The sequence below is a fragment of the Methylotenera sp. genome, from assembly GCF_029945535.1.
GTDB lineage: Bacteria > Pseudomonadota > Gammaproteobacteria > Burkholderiales > Methylophilaceae > Methylotenera.
Genome location: NZ_JAQSCU010000005.1, coordinates 20,860 through 39,526, shown reverse-complemented (window position 1 = coordinate 39,526; position 18,667 = coordinate 20,860). Strand labels below are relative to the sequence as shown.

Genomic DNA, 18,667 nt, shown 5'->3' with positions numbered 1-18,667 from the left:
CAAGAGCTCAACAAAATCAAACGCTTTGAAGATGCTGAATGCACCATCGTTGGCTTTGAAGAACTGATGCACAACGACAACGAAAAAGTCACCAACGAGTTAGGCCGTTCACAACGTAGCACTCATGCTGCAGGCTTAGTTCCAATGGACACCTTAGGTGCTTTGAAATGCCTGACAGACGATGGCGTACCGTTCAACCTTGGCTCAGGCTTTGATACTGAAGAACGCGCTCACATCTGGAAGAATCGTGACAGCTACTTAAACACACGATACAAATACAAGTTCTTCCCAATCGGGACAGACGTGGCACCACGCCATCCAATCGCTTTAGGGCCTCGCAGTCCCTTAGATGTATGACAAAGTTAAATCACGGTAATGGAAAATTTCCACTGAATCCCTTCAGAAGCAAGAAGTTCCCAAGGAATTTAAGTTGGAAAGTACATACGCCTCAGCTACTGAAAGAGCTCAGCAACGTACATGAAAATGGTTTGGGCATTATGTCCGTACCTATTTACATCTTTGCTGGGCTTCTTATGGAGGTGGCTGAGCGAGCTTCAGTTATTAACGATTTGGAGCTTAACAAACTGATGATGCGATTAACTTTGTTTGAAGTGGCCGACCCTGAACGGCCAGAGTATAACGCAGAATTTATTCGAGAATATATGGAGAGAACTGAATGACACAAGAAATGCAACTGCAAGACGATAGTATCCGATTTAAAAATGTAGAGTCATTGATGGGTGTGGCTCGCATATCCTTTGCTGAAGCCATTATGCATACTCAAAACATCCTTAACCCTGAACTCAAGCAAGATGCAATCACAACGCTCCAAGGCGGTGTTGAAGACCTGATCAACCTGTTCAAAGGTGACAAGGATGAGCCAGGCACAGTTAAGGTTGTGCCTCCGTTTGTATCTCAAAATGATAATGGTTATATCGATGTTGACACTTACGTTCGCTTTGAAGACTACGATTGGAAGTTTACGGTGTCTCTAAGAAAGCAAGATGGGGATGTAACAGGCCCTATCATTCAAACAGCAAAGCACCCTGACGGCGAGTTTGATATTTCTGATACGGATGTGCCAGAAGATGTATCTAAAGCGTGGTACACGTTACATGCTGACGCTGTAAACCTACTTAACGAAGCGTGGAGAAACTAACATGTGGCAAGTTGAAATGTATATTGGTAATGAGTGGGAAAATGTTTGGACTGACACCGACAGAGTAACTGGAAAAGAAACTCCAAGCCAGTTTGAAACCGCAGAAGAAGCTCAAGCGGCAATTGACGAGTTCTTTCATGACATCAAATATGACAGTGAAGTTGATCTTGATGATTATGACCGCGAAGACTATCGCGTTGTGGAGGTAATCAATGCTTGAGCCTAGCCGCCTTACAACAGCTGTCTACGAAGCTGAAGAAGCTTTCTGGGCAGAGATAGCAGCACATTTTCCTGAAATTAAAACAGGTGATCTTTGCCCGTTTGAAAGTTTCAATTTCAGTCAAGCAGCGCACAAGGCTGTGAACTCTTGGGTTGATACGAACAGGCGAACTGATGATTGATATTGCTCACCTACGTACGGTCTTTGCTGAGAAGCTTCTAGCAACTGATGACTTTCAAGCTGCTTTTACCAAGGCGGTTTGGGTAGCATACAAGGCTGGGATTGCTGCGGCTGTAAATAATGACATTGACATAATTCTAATTGGAGAAGAAAATGAAAGTGAGCAACAATAACGCTGGAGGGCAAGAAATTTTGCAGGGGTTTGTTGAGAGACATGTTCATCATTGTGTGAGCTCTTTAATGAGTAGTGTCGGCGCTAGAATATCAGAGGCAGCCACGATGTTTGATGAGTACGAAGACGACCTCTACAACCTGTACACCAAAACTGATTGGGAATCAGCTGCTCGTGATAATGGGTGGGACATGAATGCCGAAGGTGAAATTTTTAAGTTTGAAAATGACGACACCTCTGATGCCGACTCTTGGCAGGATGCTTGTGAACAAGACAACACTGAGCCTTATTACAACGAAGCACTTGAGCATTGGATTGTCAGCGATTGGCTTGCTGAAAAGCTCGCTGAGCAGGGTGAGATTGTTGGCAACTTTGCCAACATGTCTGTCTGGGGCAGAACGTGCTCAGGCCAAGCAATACTTTTAGACGGTGTTATTTCTGACATCTATAACGAAACTTTTTGTAAGTAACTAGGAGAAATATTTTGAACGGATTAGTAAAGTTATACAAAGCGATTGTAGATTTACCTACGATTAACAACCTAATTCAGGCTGAATTGGCAGAGGCGCAACGCCAACTGTTAGTGGCTGAAACTGCGTTGGAGCATGCGGCTTCCAAAGTCTCATTCAACATAGCAAGGGTTGAACGCTTGTCTAAGAAGCTGCAAGTCCCCAGGACAGTTGTGGGTATTAAGGCTGTAATAAATCCGTAACCGTTTAGCCGTATAAAGGACACCGCAAATGGAAAACATAGAACTAAAGCTCGTAGATAAAAGAGAGTGTGCAAGAGGTTATAGCGTAGGCTTATTTCACTCCTCAAAAGAGGCCATAGAGAATGCTTTTACCGTTGTACTGTTCCTAGACAACGTACCCTACTGGGGCTATGAAAAACTAAATGAGTACGATGCACGAAATGCATTGGAGGACCTAGAGATTTTACCTGGTCCACGCGGCGATTCTTCCTGGAAAGCCGTGTTAGCTAGATGCATGTTAAAACCCCCTATAAACAACCCACCTAAAGAATTTCCTAAGGTAATGACGACAAAAAGAACGTCAGGTGTTGGTACATGGGAGTGGTTAAATAATCTTCACAACTTAAAAATTATATAGGGCAGGTATGCAAATAAGCGAAGCTGGACATGTAGTAAATGGAGATGAAAGTACAACTAACCCTTTTAAGTCACCTTATTTCGTAGGTGATGAGAATCAAAGAATCTATTTCGACTTTTTGTTAATGGACGATGGCGACATCGCGTTGCACAGCCAGTACGGATGTGTAGAAGACCATTGCTCAGAAGTGTTCTTGTACGAAGTAATGACCCCAACGAGGCTGAAGCTTCCGCAGTAAACATGGTAAACGATGCAATCGAATACCTCTATTCAAAAGGAGTTAAAGAGCTGACATCAAACGCAGCAGAATTCGTTTCAAAATTACACTTGACATTGTCATAAAGTATTACATTGTCATTTTTATAAAAACAAGGTTAGAATATGTAACAGAACGTAACTTAGAGGATTAAAAAATGGATAAAGACAACCCAATAGGCGAAGCTAAACCCTTAGATGAGGTAAAAGCGAAGCGTGAAGAAAAGCAAAAACTTAAGATAAATCCAAAAGACCTAAGAATTGCCAATGACCTTTCCCAAAATGAATTTTGGGAAAAGGTCGGCATCACGCAAAGTGGCGGCTCTAGGTATGAGAACGGTGAGCGCAGGATGCCTGACTCACTGACTCAAATACTTAGACTAACGTGGATTGAGAAAATCAATCTTAAAGACGTTACTAGGGATTCCATTGAAGTAAGTAAGCTGCTGCAGCAAGAGCAGCCAGAAGTTTACGCATCGTTACTTAAAGAAGTAAAACTTAGGAGAAGAATTAAATAATGAGATTCAGTCCACACGACATAAAAAATTACGTTCGTACGCTCCCTTCAGGGGAGCAGGTGGGTTTCGGCAGTTATAGCGTATTAGAAAGCTTAGCTGCATGGAACCTTTTCTACCTTAGCGAACCCCTTGCAGATATTGCAATCACTTGTTCCGACAACGCCACATACCCCAAATTCTCAGACATGATCTACCCATGCCACCTTGAGACCTCAGTTAATAAAGAACTTGCCAAGGCACTTGAAACGCTATCCCCGACAGAGTGCGTGGAAGCGATTAAGTCAATGAATTATCGAGCAATGGAACCATACAAGCTTCTCGGTGAATTGTGGATTAATATCATGGAGTTAAAGGCGGCAGGGCCAAGAGGTGTGATTGAATCCTCAGGCAATGTGGTGTCAGTCAACTTCGGCGGCAGTGTTTTTAATTTGCCTAATGGAATTAGTTCGTGTAATGTTATGACAATGTCATTTACGAAACACTAACTTTGGAGAAAATGTATGAGCCCGTATGATTTAGTTCTCTCCAAATACGAGATGCCGTTTCCTCTGTGGGAGCTTCAAGTCGAAGCCATTAATGACTTAGCCCCTAAACCGCGTTCTGGCTTCTACGCTGAAGTTGGTACAGGCAAAACAGTGATGTCAACCATTACAGCCCTTTATAAAAAGATTCAGCATGAAGGGCAGTCAACTGTTACGGTTGTATTTATGCCGCCGATTCTTTTGACAGGGTGGAAACGCTGGCTTGATAAGATTAGGCCGAAGCTTACTACAGTGGTTTACAAAGGTACGCCAGCCGAGCGTAAGCAAATCAATTTAAAAGCTGACTTCGTTTTGATGTCGCTACCAATATTTAAAAACGATCAAGAATACATCACTAAATATTTTGACTCTAATTATGACAATGTCATAGTTGTAGTGGATGAAGCAACTTCGATTAAGAATACTGGCAGCGGTAATCACAAGATGGTTAGAGACTTTGCAGTAGGCCGTGATCTGTTGTTACTGACAGGTACACCGCTATCCACACCAATGGATGCCTATGCTTATGTGAAGTTAATCTCACCAACCATCTACAGAAACAAACGTCACTTTGAAAACCTTCATGTAGCTGAGCGCGACTTCTTCAACAACATCAAGAAGTGGGCGAACCTTGACTTCCTAAAAGAAAGTATGGAAATCAACAGCTGCAGGATTCTTCAGTCAGATGTGCTTAAAGACCTCCCTGAAATCTTTTACATGCCGATGCATTACTCGTTAGAGAAAGAGCATGTAAGGCTTTATAAGAAACTTGGGGATGAGCAGTTACTGATATTGGAAGACGGCGGCAAGATTGATGCAACTCAGGCTACACGGTTGCGACACTGCCTTCAACAGATTGTATTAAACCCAGACCACTTCTTAGGCAAGCCTATGAAGCCAGCTGGATATGACCTCTTAGACCAAATCCTAGAGGAGTTGAATGTAGAAAGCGTTGACGGCCATAAGCTGATCATCTTTGCAAACTACAAAATGACAAACAGAAAGTTGGTTGAGTACCTTCAACCATACGGTGTTGTAGCTTGTTATAGCGATGTTTCAGCTGCTCAACAAGGTATCAACATCGACAGATTCATCAATGACCCAACTTGCCGTGTTGCTGTTCTGAACCCGTTAAGTGCTGGTCAAGGTTTAGATGGTCTGCAAGATGTTTGTCGAGACATTCTATTCTTTGAACTTCCAATCGTACCTAAGGATTTTATTCAGGCGGTTGGTCGGCTAGGACGTTCAGGCCAGAAGTTCAATGTTCGATGCCGTATAGCGGTTGCTGAAGGAACAATCCAAATGAGCCTACTTGAAGATGTGCTAAGGAAAGATGTGCTAATTAATAAGGTCCAACGTGGATTCGCTAATTTAAAAGATTTAATTTTCGGGAAAGAGTAGAAGCAATGACACAGTTGGAATTAAAAAAGCTCTTAGCCTATGACCCTTTAACAGGCCATTTTACATGGTTAGTAAGTAATAACTGGTCAATAAAGGTAGGAAGTAACGCAGGATTTATATCCCAGGAGGGGTATGTAGTCATTAAGATGTTCGGGATTAAATATAAGGGACATCGACTAGCTTGGTTATATATGACAGGAGAGTTTCCTAAAGAAGACACAGACCATATTAATGGCGTAAGAAGTGACAATAAGTTTCTAAATTTGAGGGAAGCATCAAGAGAGCAAAACTTAAGAAACACTGGAAAATACAAAACTAACACAAGTGGATTTAAAGGAGTTTCTTTAGTTACTAAGTCAAAAAAATGGTTAGCTCAGGCTACTTTTAAAGGGCAGAAAAAGTTCCTAGGGTTGTTTAAAACACCTGAAGAAGCTTCAGAATCATACCAAAAGTTTGTTAACAGCAACCACGGAGATTTTCAACATGGAAGCTAAGTTAACAACGGGGCAAACCTTAGAACTACTGGTTGCCCAAATGCCACCTGAAGAAGCTAAAACGTTTGAATCCTACGGCCATCTGCGTAGGGAGTCAGCGTATAACGACTGCATCTTTATTGTGTACCAACCTAGAGGGTTGCGTTACGGCGCTAAAGATGTGAGTGAGCAAAAAGAACCTAAGGTACTTTCAACTATTAAAGTGGTGAGCATCACGCAAGACAGAGACAAGAAGGCTAGTCTAAGATTGCTAGATGAATCGACAGGCACAGAAATGATTGTAGGTTACATGCCAAAGAAACTCTTTGGTTTCCCTATCTACATCTCACTTCCAGCTGATATGTTTTTAATGTTCGGTGGTTCAGGTAGTTCACAGAACTATGTGCAATTTGCTGTATTGCTTAAGACTAGGAACCGTTCATCGTTCTACTCTGAGGGTAATACATACGTTGAGTCCCCTAGAAGTTTCAGGAAACTTTTCCCATCAACCCCTGCAGAATTTTCTTTTTAAGGGGCTGACATGTTTTTCTATTACCAAACAAAGGGCGGTGAAGAAGCCTGGCACCAAGCTCTTGCGGAACACCGTAGTAACGTTGTTGATAATAAGCAACCTCGCTATACCACTATTTTAGATTTAGATAAGGGTATTGACGATTCAACTACTAAAGATGAAATTATGGCAATCAAGTACAAGGGTCCTATGTACTTTGATTTTGACAGTGACGACATTGACGATTGTATTATCAGAGTTCAAAAGTTTATTAAAAAGCTTGAAGACCTTGAGTTTGATACAAGTGAAGCCAGTTTCTACGCCACTGGCAAAAAAGGTTTTCATGTCACTATTCCACAAGAATGTTTCATGTCCAAGCCGCCAGCAAAAGGTATTACAGGCCTACCATACATCTACAAAGAACTGGCATTCAGTCTTTATGTAGACACGATGGACATACGAGTTTACTCAGGCCGCAAGGGTCGCATGTTCCGTACGGTAAACGTGGAGCGCGAGAACGGTAAGTTTAAAGTGCAAGTCACCGCACAGGAAATCAAGGACATGGATGAAGAAGGTTACATCCGTATCATTGATAAGCCACGCGAACTGATCAAAGCCACGACACCGACACTGAACGTTGACTTGGCTACGATGTACTCCAATGCAACTATTAAGGTTGAAGCAGCACAGAAGAAGCGCGGTTCAGCTCAAAAAGATGTTGAAGCTTTAGCAAAGTTCAAGGGCGAATTCCCAGCGACAATGCAAAAGGTAATGAACGGTGATGGCATCGCTGATGGTGCAGGCTTCAATCACATTGCAATGCAAATTGCGATCACATCAAACGGTTTAAATAAAACGCCTGATGATGTTATCAAATTGTGTGAAGGCTTGATTGCAAAGCACCAATCAGATGGAAGCCGCTACAACACTCCAGCAAGACGCGAGGCAGAGATTCGCAGAATGCTTGACTACACTTATGACAACGTCTGCTACTCCTACTCTGTCGGGGCAATCAAAACTCTACTTAAAGAGGGTGAGACGGCTCCAGATTTAGATGGTGTGAATGTCGATGAGCATGGAGAAGTTACTTCGGTATCAGATGAAGACTCATCTGAAAGCCTTTACGGTGGTGTGTTTATGACTACCAAGGGCGTGTTTAGAAATACCGAAGACAGTGTTGTGCAAATTTGCGATTTAGTATTTAAAAACATCGCCTTACTGATAGACAAGTCTGATAACTCCGTAAATGGTTATGAGGCAGACATATTTTTTAGAGGCGAAATGAAAGGTAGAAAGAATCTTGGACTTGATTTATTTACAGGTAAGGGAAGATTTGTTCCGTGGGTGCTCGCTAATCTTGGAGTATTCACAGGCAATGACAACCATGTTAATGCATTGGCAGGGCGTATGAGAGACAGCGCAATTAAAACTGGTGACGTAGTTTATCTCGTTCACAAAGAGGGTTTGGATTTAATACCTCGCTCAACTCCAGAAGGTGTTGTTACTGACATTGTCTGGGTCGGCGGTGATGGTGTTGAAACTCAGGAGGGTGTAGATGTTAAGTATCGCTACGGTACTAAGCTAACTACAAACGGTCTTTACAAATCAGACTTGTTAGATAGCCCAGGCTTTTCAGGTTGCTTTGATGCTGAAGGTAACAAGACAGCTCAATACGAAGAATACGCTAAGGTAATCGAGGCGCTTCTGAACCTGAATGACCCATACGTAATTGCTAATACACTTGGCTGGATGACTGCATGCTTCCATCGTCAGTTGTATCACAAGGCGTGGAATCAGTTTCCAATCTGCCAGATATTTGGACAGGCTGGTAGTGGTAAATCAACCACAGTGAGATCGTTTCTGCATTTGTTTTATTACCTTGCTACCCCAAGGATTACGTCAGCTAACAGCAACACACACTTTACTGACCAAGCCAACATGAACAGCTCGGCATCAATACCATACGTACTGGATGAGTATAAGCCTCGTGAATTCAAAACTGGCCGTCACGCTGAGTTGCGCCTTATGTTCCGTGAAGCGTTTAACCAAAACGTTTTCGGTAAGGGTGGTGGTTCAGCTGCAGCAGGTGCGAATGCTTCATGGCGTGATGTTCAGGACTACAACTGGAGCGCACCAATCTTAATCATTGGTGAAGCTTTGGAAGCAGAAACGGCAACACTTGAACGCTCGGTAGGTATTCAATTAAGTAAGACAGGCTTGGCTGGCCGCAGCAAGAACATGGACTTAGTTAACAATAATAAGCATGTGATTTCTGCTCTAGGTAAAGAAATTGTTGATGCTACCTTTAGTATCAGGGTTGAAGACTTTAAGAAAACGTTTATGGAGATTAGCGCAGAAGTTAAAGCTGCAGCCTTTCAAGGTCAGAATGACCGAGTGGTTTATAACATGACGGTTGTGCTGCAAGGTTTGAAGTTCGCTCAATTAGTTCTTAGCGACACGTTTGAAGACCGCTTTGATGAGAAGTTTAAACACTTGGCTGACACGGTTAAAGACACTTCACGCCACGTAGCTATGATTGTGATGCCTGAGGCAGCGAAAATGCTTAACGTACTGTCACTCATGTCCAGAATTGAGGATGTTGATGGGGAGTTTGGTCTTATTCCTGGCTTCGATTATTGGCAAGACGATAAGTTTGTGGACATCAAAGTTCGCAACTGCTTTGTTAAAGGTAACGCTTGGAGTCATCGTAAGCACTTTGAAACTTACTACGATTCTGAAGAAGCTTTTGCACAAGGTTTATCAGGCTTTGTTGCCATAGTTGATAGGGCAGTACCTAACAGTCCACTAAAAGATTCACCTATAACCAAGGTGTTCCGATTCAGCAAAGCGTTATTAACAGCTGAGAAAGTGGAAGCGTTTAAATAGAATTTGAGGGATTGGAACTTCCCTCAATATATTGTTTGACAATCTAACAATATAGGAACATAGTTCTATTTCCCTACGGGGATTTTGTTTGGCTTAACATAATGACAATGTCATATTAATTAAATTAAAAAGGAAATAACATCATGGCTCTAGTTAAAAAACCAGCAGTAGTAGCAGAAACAACAGTAGGTCAATTTGAAGAAGTAGAAGGCGAGCAAACAGTTGAGACAGTTGCGGAACAAGCAGCTCCATCAGCAGCAGACAAAGTTAAAGTTGAAGCAACAGTAGCAATTGCTAAGGCTCAAAACACAGCAGTAGGTGCAGTAGCTCCTAAGTTTCAAACAGTGTTGTCTGAGTTTGAAAACGCATTACCAATCATTGACTTCGGCGTTATCCCACGCTTAAAAGGTAGTAATGGTCAGATCATGGATGGCGACAATGCCAGTCTAGGCAACAATGTTCAAATCACTTTGGTTAGTTTCAACGACCAATTTGTGCTAACTCCAGGCGAAGACAGTGACGAAGCTACTAAGCTAGTACGTTACAGTTCAGACGGCGTTACGATTGATGCAACAGGTCAATCAGTTGCTGAGTACATCAACTACTTAGTAGTAACCGAAGGCTACAAGGATGCAAGTGTTAAACATTACTTAGAAGTAATTGGCATCCTGAACACAGCTGCAGAAGGTCAGAAACACCTTGGCGACATGGTTCAACTTTCACTTTCACCACAATCTCGTAAAGCTTTTGATGGCTACCGCATTCAACGTTCTGTAAAAGTTCGTATGGGTAAAGTTCCAGCTGACGGTTCAGAAGAAATTACATTCCGCGCCAAAGTTAAAACAATGGGTAAATTCACATTCACTGTTTTAGAAGCTTCAGACAAGTAATCATAAAGGAGGCTTCGGCCTCCTGTTTTTTAAGGATAGGTAATGAATTTAAAACCATTGAATGACCGTGTATTAGTTAAGCGTGTGGAAGAAGAACTATCAACTCCCTCAGGCTTAATACTATCAACGCCAGTTGATAGGCCAGATCACGGAAAAGTTTTAGCTGTAGGCAGTAAAGTTCTTGAAGTCGTTGCAGGTAACAAAGTGTTGTTTGGTAAGTTCGCTGGGCAGTCTGTAAAGTTTGAAGGCGAAGATTTTTTAATGATTAAAGAAGAAGACATCCTTGCTGTAATAGGAGGTGAGTAATGTCTGATTTTAGATTTATTGTAGCCGATACGGAAACTACTGACGCTACTCCCTCAGCAGGTGTTTGTGAAGTCGCTTATGCAGAGATTGACGAAAACTTTAATATCATTCGTGAGCACACAAGTTTAGTTGACCCAGAAAAGCCTATCTCAGCATCAGCTTCGGGCATACATGGTATCGCTGACGAGGACGTAGTTGATAGTCCAACGTTAGATGAATACATGTTTGTAGTTCACGAAACGCCGCCATTCATGGGCAAGGTTGTTTTCATTGCTCACAATGCACAATTCGATCTCCGCTATTTAGGCAAGTATATTGATGAGCATGCTGGTACGATTTGTACCTTACGCTTGGCTAGACGCTTCCTACCTAACGCAGAGAATCATAAGCTGCAATCTCTAATGTACGAGTTGAAGTTACCTCGTAGAGAATCACACAGAGCTGATAGCGATGTATTCACAACCATTGGTTTGTTGAAGCACATCTCAGAAGTTTCAGGTGTTTCTTTGCGTGACATGGTAGCCGAGACTGAAAAGTTTATCAAAGTCGAAACAATGCCTTTTGGTAAGCATAAAGGTACACCTCTAGTTGCTTTAACTTCTTCCTATCGGAAATGGTTACTTGAGCTAGACAACCTTGACCCAGACTTAAAACAAAGTTTGCTGCTTTTAAAATGAGTCCCGACAACATTATTGAGTTAACCCAGAAAGTGAAAGATGCAATCTCTGCATCTGGCATTAACTGGATTGACTTTATACATGGTGAAGTTCCTCCGAACGTAACATGGAAAGCTCCCCCTCTGATACTAGAGGGGAGCCTCTACGAAATGAATAAAAGAGACTTATTACAAGTCTCTATTTCTTTGTCTTACGAAGAATTTCACCAACAGTATGAGCTTTATATCTACGCTTTGGCTAACGGTATAAAACCTTCAACTAAAGAACTGTGCCTTAGCTTTGGCATTCCCCTCAACCAACTACCTAGACTGTTCCCTAGAGCTGAAGCTGATGATGAATTCAATTACGTCCCAGCTTTAGCAAGCTTGGCTTACTACAACTTCAATGGAGAACTTGAGATCGATGAGTTCTTCAATTTTGTAGTGGCCTGCGGCAGATATAAATACGGTGTACGAAAGCTCGCAGCAGTTACAAATGAATCTGATTTTACTTACCCAAGAAGTTCTTTTGTAGCTGCTCACCCAAACTTTGACAGGCGCAGATACCTTGAAGATACAGAGTTATCCAACAGGTTTTCTATCCTCCTAGAAAATTTAAAGAGTCGGTTAAGTCCTGAAGCTTTAGAAGATATGAGATTTGCAATGACACTTCTCATCATTAACGAAACAGCTTTGACGAGAGATCTCTGGGGCTTTAGCAAGTGGATAGGGCTATCACACCCCGACACCGTAGATGACATGTTAAACATGGCTGGAGACTTCAGGACGTATCAACAACCTTTGGATTACATCCGAGGTGTTCTAGTCCCTGAGGTTCTAAATGCAACACAATTTAAAAGCTTCTTTCGGGGAGCAAGAAATTCATCACCTTCACGGCTTACTGAGCTAGATATGATTTTAGGCGAAGTAAAACAATTTATTAAAAACGAAAGAGAAAAGAAATGTTATTAGCCCTTGCAGGTAAAGCTGGCGCAGGTAAGAACACTGTAGCTGATATGCTCTCAGAGCATTTTAACTTTCAGCAAACAGCCTTTGCTGATCCTCTAAAAACAGCAGCAGCACTAATTTTTGGACTAGATGTTGAGCATTTTTATAGCTCAGATTTAAAAGAAATCGTTGACCCTTTTTGGGGTATATCACCACGCGAGATGCTACAGAAATTAGGTACAGAAGCATGCCGCAACAATATTGACCAAAATATTTGGGTTAAAAGTATGCAAAGAAGTTGTGCGGAAGTTATTGCAAATAATGAAGACCTAGTCATCACTGATGCGCGATTTGATAATGAAGCTGACATGGTTCGCGCTTTAGGTGGCACAGTAATCCACATCCACTCTAACCGTGAATCAAAGCTAAACGCCACTAGTCAAGCTCACCTTTCAGAAGCTGGTATTGAGTTCAAAGGCTGCGATTATGTGATTGACAATTCAGGGACACTTTTAGATCTAAAACATGAGGTTTCTATTTTTATGGAAGATTATTATGCTTGAGCGCCTAGCCGATGAGGTGGACGCAGCAAGCGTTCAAGAAGCTAAGTTTACGAACGCTTCGATTGCAGGTATTCAAGCATTACTTGCCCCACAAAAGCACCCCGACTTTGTAGCACCTTTCTGTCTGGACTGCACTGACGAGATACCTGAGGAACGCTTGGCTGCTGGCCGTATTCGTTGTACGCACTGTGAGTCGATACTAGAGCAAGCTTCCAAACTGAGGAGAAGGAAATGAGTAAAGAATATGATTACCTGATTTGGGACGTGTCCAGCTTAATGTGGACAGGTCTATTGGCAGGTAAAGATACTGAGAACGGTTATAACGTTCCGCACCCAGACAAAGAAGGCGTTAAAGTCTATGTCAACGGCGGTGACTTCGGTTACGAGAATGCGATGAACTCGATTCAAGCCGTCCTGAAACAATACAACGCTGTACCGTCAGACGTTCTGTTGGTATTTGAAGGTGAGAATGCCAAGATGCTTCGCACAAACATCTATGCCGACTATAAAGGTGGCCGAGATAAGATAGAGGAGCAGTACACCGAGTTTAATAAAGCATGTGAGCTAATGCGTTCAGTCTTACTTGATCTAGGCGCTACAGCTGTTAAACAGGATGGCATGGAGGCAGACGATGTTATAAATTATCTGTCACTGACGTTGCCAGGGAAAAAGTTAGTCATCTCAAACGATGGTGATATGACTAAGCTGCAAACTGAAACCTGCGATACGTTGATTGGTGGCAACTTCAATACAAACAAGTATGGAATTTTCCCACCTAAATACGTTACGGTTTACAAAGCCTTAGTTGGTGACTCCTCAGATAACATCAAAGGTGCATACAAGTTTGGTGAGAAAAAGTTTGAAGACCTTTACGTTGCCTTTGATGATGACGGCCTAGAGTTGATGGAAGGTCTAATTCTCAATAAAGAACTTGAAAAGTTGGAAGAAGACTTGGCCGCTTGTAAACATCTGCAACTTATTATGGATGATAAAGAAGCAGTCTACGTCTCATACGACTTGGCAAGGTTCTACCCTGAGAAAGTTAATACAATGCGTAGACCGCTTCAATGGCAGGTCGGCATGGTTAAACCTAACTCAGAATGGGTTGATGATCGCTTCACTCGTTGGTACGCGCAAATTAAAGGTGTGACTGCAGACAACTACGATACTTCTGTCAAGCATGCACTGCAGCACTTTAAAGTCTCCCCGATTGTTTCCTTAGATATTGAGACTTCAACAAGTGAAGAATCAGACGATTGGATGGACGCTAAACAGAAGAAGTCAGGTGTTGAAGAAGAGCGTTCAGGCGTTGATGTATTCGGCAGTGATTTAACTGGTGTTGGTATTACTTACGGTGACAACATGCAGTACAGCTTGTACTTCTCAGTTAATCACAAAGATACGAACAACTGTACATCTGAGCAGGTTCGCCAACTCGTTGCACAGATTCCTAAAAACATTAAGACGGTAGTTCATAACGCTTCGTTTGAATTGTCAGTGCTTTATCAGGAATGGGCTGACGCTCAGAAAGATAATGGCTGGGAAGGCTTCTTACCGAACATTGAAGATACGACCATTATGGCTTCGTATGTGGATGAGAATGACAGCAGAGGCTTGAAGAAGCTCTCAGCTAAGGTTCTAGGCTACACACAAACTACGTATGCCGAAGTAACTCAAGGTCGCAAGATGAGTGAGCTCACTTTGGATGAAGTTCTAAGCTACGGTACAGACGATACGATTTGTACGGCTGCAATTTATAACCACTTCAAAATGATTATGGGCATGGAGGAAACTTACCATATCTATCAGCAAGTTGAAATATCTCCAGCTTACTTAACAGCTCTAGCCTTCGTTCAAGGTACACCGATTTCAATGGAACGTATGTTGGAAATGGAAGCGGCAGATAACGTAAGGTATGAGAAGGCATGGATTTTAATCCGTGACTTACTGATTGCTAAAGGCTGGGAAGGTACTGTTTATCAACCATACGAAGAATCTGCAGCTGCTATTAAAGAAGCATATTTGTTGGTCACTGGTACTAAGTTAGAGTCTCAAGTTCGTACACCTTCTAAGCTGTTTGCTTTGATTCGTGAAGCTGGTCAGGATACTTTAGCTGACATTCTTGAAGCCAACAAAGGCGTTGACGCTTACTTGAAACCTTACTTTAAAGGTGAGCCAGAGTTGAATATGGGAAGCCCTAAGCAACTTGCTACGTTCCTGTATGAGTTCTTAGGCTTGCCAATTCGCTTACGTAATGCGGCCACTGATGCAATGAAGGCTAAAGGTATTCGTGAAGGCAACCCTCAAACAGACGACTTGGCTATTCAGTTCGCCTTGAAGTATGACATTGACATGGGAGTGAACGAGTATCTTGAAGCGATTCAGTCCATGAAAACTGTCAACACTAGACGTGGACTGTATTACAAACCCTACAAGTTCTTTCAGCATTGGAAAGACGGTAACGTTCATGCTCAAGCTAATCAGTGTCAAACAAACACTAGACGCTATTCATTCTCTAGCCCGAACCTGCAACAGCTTCCTAAGAAAGATGAAGGCAAGCAGTTCCGTGAAATCATTATCCCTCACAAAAAGAATGCTGTGATTGTATCAATGGACTTTAGTGGTCAAGAGTTGCGAGTGATTGCAAATCAGTCACGAGATCAAGGTATGTTGGATTGCTTTATTGGTGACAATAAGAAAGACATGCACTCAATGACAGCGGCAGGGATTGCAACTAAGTCAGGCTGGGAAGTGAGTTATGAAGACTTCCAAGCATCACGTAAGAGTCCTGATAAAGCTGTTGCTGCCAAGGCTAAAGACTTCCGTGACATCGGTAAGAAAGTTAACTTTACTACTGAGTACGGCGCTCAAGCTAAGAAGCTTTCTGAAACCTTATTGGTTACTGAGAAAGAAGCTCAGCAGTACATCGATGCGAAACTTGCCGCGTTCCCTCGTGCCGAGAAGTGGAAGAAAGAAGTTATTGCTGCAGCAAAAATCTGTGGCCTTTCATTCACATTGATGGGTGCTAGACGACATTTAGGCCCAGCGTTCTTATCTAGCGATAGATTTGAATCGAGCAAAGCAGAGCGTCAAGCAGTGAACTTTGAGATTCAAGGTTCAAGTGCTGAGATGACGAAGCTTGCAATGGGACGCTTCTGGGATACACGTTTGTTTCAACGTTACGATGCAAGGTTTATTGCACCGATTCACGATGAGAACGTTGCCTCTGTCGTGGTAGACGAGCACACGTATGACTTTATCTGTGAGATGCATGCAGCAATGATTGCACCATACGGAGGTATGACGGTGCCAATCGTGAGTGAAATTTCCTTAGGACCTAACTTCGGAATTCAAATCGAACTAGGCGAAGTTCCTGACAGAGAGTTAATTGAGAACGCGCTTCGTAGCCTTGGCTACATGGAGAAGTTAGCGGCATAAGAACAACGAGTGGGTTGTGTTTGTGGTAGATACCCCAGCTACAGGTGGGAAACAGTAGCAGTTAGACCTCAAGACCTTTAAATGCTTTACCTTTGAGGAGACTAACGGACTGCTGGAAAGACAGCACTAATTCTTAAAGCATCAAATAGAGTTGCAGATGTTTGATGACAATGTCATAATCAGCCCTGTTAAGCCCCAGCACAATCTGTGGGTATAAAACAGGGTGCATGCCTGTATATGGATTCATACGTAGGGCAGGAGAGTAGTGGAGGGTATATCCGACCACAAAGCTACACAAGAGGTGAAAGTCCTCCTTAACCTTGGAGAATATTTTGTTAAGTAAAAAAAGTAAAAGAGACAGGTTTGTTTTTGCGTTAGGTGCCCTATGCCTTCTCTGCGTAATGTTTACTGCCTACACTGTTTTCGGGTGGGTTTTTCCTCCCTTCCTAAATAATGGATTCTTTAAATCTGTAGCTGCTTTCTGCTTCATGTATGGAGTTATGGAGTGGGGTTCAAAGCTATGAGCGCCGCTGATAGAGGCAAGAAGGCTGAGAAAGCCGTAGCAACATATTTAACTGAGCTGTCATCTAAAGTGGCAGCTTTTGATTGGCACCGAGTTTACGATGCCCGAAGTGCAGGCGGCAGGTTCGCAGCACAGCCAGGTGATTTTGCTTTCTATGCTCCAGGCCTACACGGTTTGATTGAAGTAAAGGAAGTTGAGCATGAGTTCAGGCTACCTAAAAAGAACTTTGACAATGACCAGATAGCCAAGCTTCGCAAGCGTGAGTTAGCTGGAGGTGAGATCGGAATTGTGATTAATTTCTACACCTTGAATCAGACATTCTGGAGGCTTGTTCCGCTTACATTCTTCAGAGAAAACCTTGACGTACCTAGTTGGGATTTGCGTGAGTTCCCGAAACACCTTAAAGCAAAAGATGCTTTGGACAAATTCTTTGAAAGGCTTTACTGATGCAGAGTAGATGGATGTCCATAGTAGAGCAAGTTTGCAACATAGTTGTTGGCGTACTTGTTTCATACACCCTCCAGCGTTGGATGTTTCCTAAGTACGGAATCTACATTCAACCAGCGCAAGATTTACAGATCATCGCAGCCTTTACCGTTGCCAGCTTCATTAGAGGTTACGGATTAAGACGAATATTCAATTACATATTAGGAAGAAAATAATGAACATAACAATCAATAAAGAAAAGTTAGAAGCTCTACTTACTAAAAGCTTCAGTGAAACATTGAACGGTTATTGGGAGGAAGAAAGCTACTCAATTGGAGGTAATGACGAGGTGCAAATTCATATTGTAGCCACTAAGAATAAAGACGCTTTCATGGACAACCGAGCCACATTTAACTGCCTTACGATTGGAGATGAAGAATGAGAAAGCAATTAATCATAAATGACCTGCACCTTGGCGTTACTCGCAGTGCAGGTACAACCCCGAAAACGGCATTCGCATTGAAGGCCTACTTGTTAGCTAAGGTTCGTGCGCTCATGTTCGCTCACCTCGACAAAGACATTATATTCAACGGTGACATCTTCGATGTATTCAACGTGTCACTGAATGATGCATTTGACTTCTACTTGTTGTGCCGTGAGTGGTTAGAGGCTACAGCTTCTGAGCCTCACGTAGCTGTTGAGGAATCAGACCCACGACTAATATTAGCTGAAGGCAACCACGACCTATCTAAAAACAGCGCGAACATGTGCTCTTTAGAATTCGTTGTCGGGGCGTTGAATAGTGACCGCGTTACTTTGGTTGATAAGGCTTTGCTGTTTCCTGCATCAAACATCTTAATTATCCCTCACGTTGCCAATCAAGACATGTTCGATATGGAGATGGACCAGGCGGCAGAATTTAAAGATACATTGATTCTAGTGCATGCCAACTACGATAACCACTTCGCTGTTCAATCTGACCATAGTTTGAACGTGTCTGAAGAACGAGCGAAAATGCTGACGGCCAACAACAATACGCTGATGTTTGGTCATGTCCACCAACAAGCTAGGCCGATGAAGAACGTTATTGTTGCTGGCAATCAATTCCCCAGCTCAGTAGCTGATTGCCTTGGCAATGACACTAAACAAGCGTTCATCTTTGACCCTAGTTCACGTTCCGTGAACAGCATCACAACTTGGACAGCTTCTGAATCATTCGCTCAAATCCCTTGGGATGAGTTAGGCCAAGCTGGTGACTTTGAGTTTGTTCGTGTCATTGGCAAATGCCCGACAGAGCAGGCGGCAGCAATGCTGTCAGAGATTAGTAAGTACCGCCAACGTAGCTCTGCATACGTAGTCACGAATGCTGTGAGCGTTGCAGGTGTTGCTGACATGATTGACCTGCCAAGTAGTTTAGAAGTCGCTAAAGGCTTTGATGTCATGGCTTACTTGTTTGAGAACTTAGAAGAACCTCAGGTGAAAGTTGTTAAAGAATTATTGGAGAAACACAATG

24 protein-coding genes are annotated in these 18,667 nt (G+C 42.6%); all 24 read left to right on the top strand.

Going from position 1 to position 18,667, the window contains the following annotated elements; genetic code table 11:
• Positions 1 to 357, top strand: a 357-nt coding sequence (locus tag PSU72_RS01145; protein WP_300429823.1) for a hypothetical protein, incomplete at its 5' end; no start/stop codon positions are given.
• On the top strand, positions 354 to 680 hold the full coding sequence (locus PSU72_RS01140) for a hypothetical protein (protein WP_300429821.1): 327 nt from the start codon (positions 354 to 356) through the stop codon (positions 678 to 680). The genes PSU72_RS01145 and PSU72_RS01140, both read left to right, overlap by 4 nt.
• Positions 677 to 1,159 carry a hypothetical protein gene (locus PSU72_RS01135; protein WP_300429819.1) on the top strand — a complete coding sequence of 161 codons (483 nt, stop codon included), beginning with the start codon at positions 677 to 679 and terminating at the stop codon, positions 1,157 to 1,159. The genes PSU72_RS01140 and PSU72_RS01135 overlap by 4 nt, the downstream gene beginning before the upstream one ends.
• A gap of 1 nt (position 1,160) precedes the next feature.
• On the top strand, positions 1,161 to 1,379 hold the full coding sequence (locus PSU72_RS01130) for a hypothetical protein (protein WP_300429816.1): 219 nt from the start codon (positions 1,161 to 1,163) through the stop codon (positions 1,377 to 1,379).
• A gap of 173 nt (positions 1,380 to 1,552) precedes the next feature.
• The gene (locus PSU72_RS01125; RefSeq protein WP_300429814.1) at positions 1,553 to 1,732 is read left to right on the top strand and encodes a hypothetical protein; all 180 of its coding nucleotides are present in this window, start codon (positions 1,553 to 1,555) and stop codon (positions 1,730 to 1,732) included.
• A complete protein-coding gene (locus PSU72_RS01120) occupies positions 1,713 to 2,201 on the top strand; it encodes a hypothetical protein (protein ID WP_300429813.1) in 489 nt (162 codons plus the stop codon). The genes PSU72_RS01125 and PSU72_RS01120 overlap by 20 nt, the downstream gene beginning before the upstream one ends.
• A gap of 14 nt (positions 2,202 to 2,215) precedes the next feature.
• A complete protein-coding gene (locus PSU72_RS01115; protein ID WP_300429810.1) occupies positions 2,216 to 2,443 on the top strand; it encodes a hypothetical protein in 228 nt (75 codons plus the stop codon).
• Between the two features lie 28 nt (positions 2,444 to 2,471).
• Entirely contained in the window at positions 2,472 to 2,840 is a 369-nt protein-coding gene (locus PSU72_RS01110; protein WP_300429808.1) for a hypothetical protein, read from the top strand.
• Between the two features lie 413 nt (positions 2,841 to 3,253).
• Positions 3,254 to 3,613 (top strand): helix-turn-helix transcriptional regulator, encoded by a 360-nt coding sequence (locus PSU72_RS01105; RefSeq protein WP_300429805.1) that lies wholly within the window; start codon positions 3,254 to 3,256, stop codon positions 3,611 to 3,613.
• Positions 3,613 to 4,098, top strand: coding sequence for a hypothetical protein (locus PSU72_RS01100; RefSeq protein WP_300429802.1), 486 nt, complete (start codon positions 3,613 to 3,615; stop codon positions 4,096 to 4,098). Before PSU72_RS01105 ends, PSU72_RS01100 begins: the two co-directional genes overlap by 1 nt.
• A gap of 15 nt (positions 4,099 to 4,113) precedes the next feature.
• A complete protein-coding gene (locus tag PSU72_RS01095; protein WP_300429800.1) occupies positions 4,114 to 5,535 on the top strand; it encodes a DEAD/DEAH box helicase in 1,422 nt (473 codons plus the stop codon).
• A gap of 5 nt (positions 5,536 to 5,540) precedes the next feature.
• Positions 5,541 to 6,029 carry an HNH endonuclease gene (locus PSU72_RS01090; protein ID WP_300429798.1) on the top strand — a complete coding sequence of 163 codons (489 nt, stop codon included), beginning with the start codon at positions 5,541 to 5,543 and terminating at the stop codon, positions 6,027 to 6,029.
• On the top strand, positions 6,019 to 6,540 hold the full coding sequence (locus PSU72_RS01085) for a hypothetical protein (RefSeq protein WP_300429796.1): 522 nt from the start codon (positions 6,019 to 6,021) through the stop codon (positions 6,538 to 6,540). Before PSU72_RS01090 ends, PSU72_RS01085 begins: the two co-directional genes overlap by 11 nt.
• Before the next feature lie 9 nt (positions 6,541 to 6,549).
• Positions 6,550 to 9,405 (top strand): hypothetical protein, encoded by a 2,856-nt coding sequence (locus PSU72_RS01080; protein ID WP_300429793.1) that lies wholly within the window; start codon positions 6,550 to 6,552, stop codon positions 9,403 to 9,405.
• 143 nt (positions 9,406 to 9,548) lie between these two features.
• Positions 9,549 to 10,295 (top strand): hypothetical protein, encoded by a 747-nt coding sequence (locus tag PSU72_RS01075; RefSeq protein ID WP_300429791.1) that lies wholly within the window; start codon positions 9,549 to 9,551, stop codon positions 10,293 to 10,295.
• 42 nt (positions 10,296 to 10,337) lie between these two features.
• Entirely contained in the window at positions 10,338 to 10,601 is a 264-nt protein-coding gene (locus PSU72_RS01070) for a co-chaperone GroES (protein WP_300429788.1), read from the top strand.
• On the top strand, positions 10,601 to 11,278 hold the full coding sequence (locus tag PSU72_RS01065) for an exonuclease domain-containing protein (RefSeq protein ID WP_300429786.1): 678 nt from the start codon (positions 10,601 to 10,603) through the stop codon (positions 11,276 to 11,278). The genes PSU72_RS01070 and PSU72_RS01065 overlap by 1 nt, the downstream gene beginning before the upstream one ends.
• Positions 11,275 to 12,228 (top strand): hypothetical protein, encoded by a 954-nt coding sequence (locus PSU72_RS01060; RefSeq protein WP_300429784.1) that lies wholly within the window; start codon positions 11,275 to 11,277, stop codon positions 12,226 to 12,228. The genes PSU72_RS01065 and PSU72_RS01060 overlap by 4 nt, the downstream gene beginning before the upstream one ends.
• Positions 12,219 to 12,767, top strand: coding sequence for a hypothetical protein (locus PSU72_RS01055; RefSeq protein WP_300429782.1), 549 nt, complete (start codon positions 12,219 to 12,221; stop codon positions 12,765 to 12,767). The genes PSU72_RS01060 and PSU72_RS01055 overlap by 10 nt, the downstream gene beginning before the upstream one ends.
• Entirely contained in the window at positions 12,760 to 13,002 is a 243-nt protein-coding gene (locus tag PSU72_RS01050; RefSeq protein ID WP_300429781.1) for a hypothetical protein, read from the top strand. The genes PSU72_RS01055 and PSU72_RS01050 overlap by 8 nt, the downstream gene beginning before the upstream one ends.
• A complete protein-coding gene (locus PSU72_RS01045) occupies positions 12,999 to 16,205 on the top strand; it encodes a DNA polymerase (RefSeq protein ID WP_300429779.1) in 3,207 nt (1,068 codons plus the stop codon). Before PSU72_RS01050 ends, PSU72_RS01045 begins: the two co-directional genes overlap by 4 nt.
• 520 nt (positions 16,206 to 16,725) lie before the next feature.
• Complete coding sequence (locus PSU72_RS01040) at positions 16,726 to 17,175, top strand: hypothetical protein (protein WP_300429777.1); 450 nt, start codon at positions 16,726 to 16,728, stop codon at positions 17,173 to 17,175.
• Positions 17,176 to 17,389: 214 nt separating this feature from the next.
• A complete protein-coding gene (locus PSU72_RS01035) occupies positions 17,390 to 17,596 on the top strand; it encodes a hypothetical protein (RefSeq protein WP_300429775.1) in 207 nt (68 codons plus the stop codon).
• Positions 17,593 to 18,667, top strand: a 1,075-nt coding sequence (locus tag PSU72_RS01030) for a hypothetical protein (RefSeq protein ID WP_300429772.1), incomplete at its 3' end; no start/stop codon positions are given. The genes PSU72_RS01035 and PSU72_RS01030, both read left to right, overlap by 4 nt.

Coding starts and splice junctions, on each gene's coding strand:
- PSU72_RS01140 (WP_300429821.1), top strand. CDS start 354: ATGACAAAGTTAAATCACGGTAATGGAAAATTTCCACTGAATCCCTTC.
- PSU72_RS01135 (WP_300429819.1), top strand. CDS start 677: ATGACACAAGAAATGCAACTGCAAGACGATAGTATCCGATTTAAAAAT.
- PSU72_RS01130 (WP_300429816.1), top strand. CDS start 1,161: ATGTGGCAAGTTGAAATGTATATTGGTAATGAGTGGGAAAATGTTTGG.
- PSU72_RS01125 (WP_300429814.1), top strand. CDS start 1,553: ATGATTGATATTGCTCACCTACGTACGGTCTTTGCTGAGAAGCTTCTA.
- PSU72_RS01120 (WP_300429813.1), top strand. CDS start 1,713: ATGAAAGTGAGCAACAATAACGCTGGAGGGCAAGAAATTTTGCAGGGG.
- PSU72_RS01110 (WP_300429808.1), top strand. CDS start 2,472: ATGGAAAACATAGAACTAAAGCTCGTAGATAAAAGAGAGTGTGCAAGA.
- PSU72_RS01105 (WP_300429805.1), top strand. CDS start 3,254: ATGGATAAAGACAACCCAATAGGCGAAGCTAAACCCTTAGATGAGGTA.
- PSU72_RS01100 (WP_300429802.1), top strand. CDS start 3,613: ATGAGATTCAGTCCACACGACATAAAAAATTACGTTCGTACGCTCCCT.
- PSU72_RS01095 (WP_300429800.1), top strand. CDS start 4,114: ATGAGCCCGTATGATTTAGTTCTCTCCAAATACGAGATGCCGTTTCCT.
- PSU72_RS01090 (WP_300429798.1), top strand. CDS start 5,541: ATGACACAGTTGGAATTAAAAAAGCTCTTAGCCTATGACCCTTTAACA.
- PSU72_RS01085 (WP_300429796.1), top strand. CDS start 6,019: ATGGAAGCTAAGTTAACAACGGGGCAAACCTTAGAACTACTGGTTGCC.
- PSU72_RS01080 (WP_300429793.1), top strand. CDS start 6,550: ATGTTTTTCTATTACCAAACAAAGGGCGGTGAAGAAGCCTGGCACCAA.
- PSU72_RS01075 (WP_300429791.1), top strand. CDS start 9,549: ATGGCTCTAGTTAAAAAACCAGCAGTAGTAGCAGAAACAACAGTAGGT.
- PSU72_RS01070 (WP_300429788.1), top strand. CDS start 10,338: ATGAATTTAAAACCATTGAATGACCGTGTATTAGTTAAGCGTGTGGAA.
- PSU72_RS01065 (WP_300429786.1), top strand. CDS start 10,601: ATGTCTGATTTTAGATTTATTGTAGCCGATACGGAAACTACTGACGCT.
- PSU72_RS01060 (WP_300429784.1), top strand. CDS start 11,275: ATGAGTCCCGACAACATTATTGAGTTAACCCAGAAAGTGAAAGATGCA.
- PSU72_RS01055 (WP_300429782.1), top strand. CDS start 12,219: ATGTTATTAGCCCTTGCAGGTAAAGCTGGCGCAGGTAAGAACACTGTA.
- PSU72_RS01050 (WP_300429781.1), top strand. CDS start 12,760: ATGCTTGAGCGCCTAGCCGATGAGGTGGACGCAGCAAGCGTTCAAGAA.
- PSU72_RS01045 (WP_300429779.1), top strand. CDS start 12,999: ATGAGTAAAGAATATGATTACCTGATTTGGGACGTGTCCAGCTTAATG.
- PSU72_RS01040 (WP_300429777.1), top strand. CDS start 16,726: ATGAGCGCCGCTGATAGAGGCAAGAAGGCTGAGAAAGCCGTAGCAACA.
- PSU72_RS01035 (WP_300429775.1), top strand. CDS start 17,390: ATGAACATAACAATCAATAAAGAAAAGTTAGAAGCTCTACTTACTAAA.